The sequence below is a fragment of the Corynebacterium sp. MSK310 genome, from assembly GCF_030227355.1.
Lineage (GTDB): Bacteria > Actinomycetota > Actinomycetes > Mycobacteriales > Mycobacteriaceae > Corynebacterium > Corynebacterium rhinophilum.
In genome coordinates this window covers 1-224 of the sequence record NZ_JASPFZ010000081.1, presented here as the reverse complement: position 1 = coordinate 224, position 224 = coordinate 1, and the positions used below count along the sequence as shown (strand labels likewise).

Sequence of the window (224 nt, the reverse complement as noted above, 5' to 3'; positions counted from 1 at the left end):
GGGCCCACCAAGATAAAACGCTTAGGCAAGGCCAAGGCAGCTGCCTTTGCTCGACGCTATAAGGCACGCAATCCCGAACCTGTCCTCGATGCGATATTCGCTGCCATTGCTGAGCAAACAGTCACCATTGCCGGTGCACACTATGCCGAAATGGGCGTAGCAATGTCAGCAAAGGACGCACTTTTAAAGCTCGAGCACCGCAAACAAATCGACAAGGAAGTCAT

The 224-nt window shown here is 52.7% G+C and carries 1 pseudogene; it reads left to right on the top strand.

Annotation, left to right across the window (positions count from 1 at the left end):
- Window positions 1-224, top strand: a pseudogene (locus QP891_RS11785) (IS110 family transposase); the annotation flags it as partial.